The organism is Mesotoga sp. HF07.pep.5.2.highcov, from assembly GCF_003666285.1.
In the GTDB taxonomy this organism is placed as follows: Bacteria; Thermotogota; Thermotogae; order Petrotogales; family Kosmotogaceae; genus Mesotoga; species Mesotoga prima.
On the sequence record NZ_JFHJ01000062.1, the window covers coordinates 1 to 2,789 of the forward strand.

General features: G+C 43.8%; 3 protein-coding genes. 1 reads left to right on the top strand and 2 read right to left on the bottom strand.

Annotated features, from left to right (window positions below):
* Positions 1-680: 680 nt before the first annotated feature.
* Together BG32_RS01125 and BG32_RS01130 are read right to left on the bottom strand one after the other, a co-directional pair.
* The gene (locus BG32_RS01125; RefSeq protein ID WP_121526265.1) at positions 681-1,283 is read right to left on the bottom strand and encodes a transposase; all 603 of its coding nucleotides are present in this window, start codon (positions 1,281-1,283) and stop codon (positions 681-683) included.
* Positions 1,267-1,644 (bottom strand): transposase, encoded by a 378-nt coding sequence (locus tag BG32_RS01130; RefSeq protein WP_121526266.1) that lies wholly within the window; start codon positions 1,642-1,644, stop codon positions 1,267-1,269. Before BG32_RS01130 ends, BG32_RS01125 begins: the two co-directional genes overlap by 17 nt.
* Positions 1,645-1,742: 98 nt before the next feature.
* Between BG32_RS01130 and rsgA the strand changes: the two genes are divergently transcribed.
* Positions 1,743-2,636, top strand: a complete 894-nt coding sequence (rsgA, locus tag BG32_RS01135; protein WP_121510002.1) for a ribosome small subunit-dependent GTPase A — start codon at positions 1,743-1,745, stop codon at positions 2,634-2,636.
* Positions 2,637-2,789 lie beyond the last annotated feature (153 nt).

Below are 2,789 nucleotides of genomic sequence, written 5' to 3' on the forward strand. Positions count from 1 at the left end.
TTCGTCAAAGCAGCAACAGTGCCAAATAACCTTGCAATATTCTCAGTAGAAGAATTCCTGACGAGTGAACCAACATACTTCCCTGCCTGTCTTAGCATGGAAGTTTTCATACTTTCTACAATACCCATGAATAACACCCCCAATAGTTTTTTACTTACCGGTCGGTAAAATACTAGTCCTTCAATACTACATCTATATGTCATTTACAACAAGATTATGCAACATTGTGCTCGAGCATGCAGCTATTCTCCTCGCCAAAAGGATGATGGATAGCAATTCTGCGTTCTATAAAAGAATTCATTTAGATTGAGATATAATCGTGACTTCATACCCACAAAAGACTCTTACTGAGGTGAGGCTTTCAATAACAAAAAACATCAAGACAATTTGAATCAGCCCTGGAAATACCGGCGTAAAGCATCATAATTTAACCTACTCAACAGGGCGTCACAATACGCACATCATGTTATATAATTGATGCTTCCATAAAGGAGGTGGTGTATATGGCAGATAGCTTTGATTGTTTCCTTAACCCCATGGTTCTTACACCGCGCTTCTTTTGGAATCTAATTGCTGAAACGCGATTTCTTCCGATTATTCAACCACGGCGGTAAGAACCCGTGGTTTTTTCTTTCTTTAAACAGTCTCGAATAATTGGAGGTAATAGGGTGTCTCACAAATCAAATAGCATGGATGATATCCATAATCTTTCTCAAAGAGCGATGGTGTAGATGATTGTAAATGACCACGAGATTGTAAGTGAGAATCTTAAGGCCGATGGCTGTGTCAAAGTCTCTGTTTCTTGTGTACCATATGAATTCGGAATCAAGGATACCTTCAAGTATTGAATTGGTTCTCTCTATCTCTTCCCTTAGCTGGTACCTCAATGAGTGAAGCTTTTTCAGTCCAATTGCCAGCCAACGGAATTGTTTCTGCTTTTCTGTATCTAGACCTCTCCTTCTGTTTATGTCAATAACCGGTATTAAACCGGTCTTCTCGAATATATAACCGTAGAACTGGTTGGAATCATATGCGCTGTCTGCAAGAATGTACTTGAATCCTTTACAGGTGTCTGCCATCTTCGGTGCTACCTTCGAATCGTGTGTCGATCCTCCGGTAATGATCCAGTCGATTATTAGCTTGTTGACCAGATCAAGAGATATGTGCACCTTTCTTCCATACTGCCAGCCTTTGTTCGTCTTCGTCCAGCTGGCTCCCTGGTCTTTATACTTCCCTCTCTTCCTCCTTCTCTGCGCCGTAGAACCTTTACATGACTTGCTCACGAAACGAGTCTACCGCAACTTCTTTCCTTTCGAGCCCTTCCGCATCTGTGAAGAGTGTAGTTGCCTTCTGGACTATTTCATGAAAAGGTAGCTGTCTGGCTCTTCGAGACAAGGTCTGGAATGATGGTATCGTCTTCAACCCAAGATACTCGATATACTCACCATTCCCTTCAAGAAACCCCTTCGCTCCTCGATACGATATCTTCGCAAGTGTCAGCAAAACCAGCAACTTCAATATCGTTATCTCGTCGTACTCTTTGTTCCTTCCTCTCCCTTTCTTTACAGTTCCCTTTACTATGAATTTGTCCAGGTTATCCAGTACCTTAATGATTTCCTTTTTCTCCATCCCTTGTGATAACATCTATTCGGGCCTCCTTTCTAGTTCTTAGTCAATTCAATGGTATCACCATTGAATCTTTTGGAGGCCCTTCTTTTCGAGACACCCTATGGAGGTAAATCATGAATGGTGAGGTAACTAATGTTCAAAAAGGCATGATAGAAGTAAGATCAGAGTCAGGCGAATTCTTCCGCTGTCTTCTCAGAGGAAAGCTTCTTCAAAAGGAAAGAACAGAGAAGAACGTTGTTGCCGTTGGCGACAGGGTGCTTTTCGAAAGGCTTCATAAGGACCAGGGAATGATTACCGAGGTTCTTCCCCGTGACAAGTGTCTTGTCAGGAAAGGGGCAGGCAAAAAAGGTAGACATCTCCATCAGGTTATCGCCGCAAACGTTGATCAGGTTCTTATTGTCGTGGCGATAAAGGATCCTCCTTACCACAAGAACTTGATAGAAAGGTACATTACTGCAGCGAGAGGTTCGAATCTTGACGTGACCATTGTCTTTAACAAAGCCGACCTGGGCCTATCTGAAGAAACGAAGGCAGATATCCAGAAATATCGTGACCTAGGGTACAGAGTCTTTCTCACCAGTACCGTCTCAAATTTAGGGATAGAAGAGGTCAAGTCGGCTCTTCAGGGGAGGTCTTCGGTTCTGGCCGGAAGTTCCGGCGTCGGAAAATCCTCGCTAGTAAACGCGATTTGCAATTCAAACGTTAGAACGGGCGAAGTAAGCGATTCCACACACAAGGGAAAGCATACAACCACTTCCTCTCAGGTGCATCTCCTCCCTGATGAAGGGAGAATCATAGATGTTCCCGGAATGAGAGAGTTTGTAATAAGTGGAACGGAAGGTCTTGACGAAGCATTTGAGGATATACTGGAACTTTCCGCAAAGTGCAGGTTCAGAAACTGCACCCACACCGTCGAGCCGGGATGCGCGGTTCGCCAGGCTGTGGCCAACGGAATTCTCGACGAGAGAAGACTGCAAAACTACTTGAGAATTAAAACTCAAGAGTAAGGCCCCGGTTCTCCGGGGTTTTTCTTTGGTTCTTTGTAATATCGTAAACAGCGTTCAGCTTGTCATCTTGGCAGAGGCTTTAGGAAGTTACTCGCTTTGCTCTCCCAAAAGAAGCATTCTTGAGCCCTCATAATGTCATCCCGTAGAGCCTGC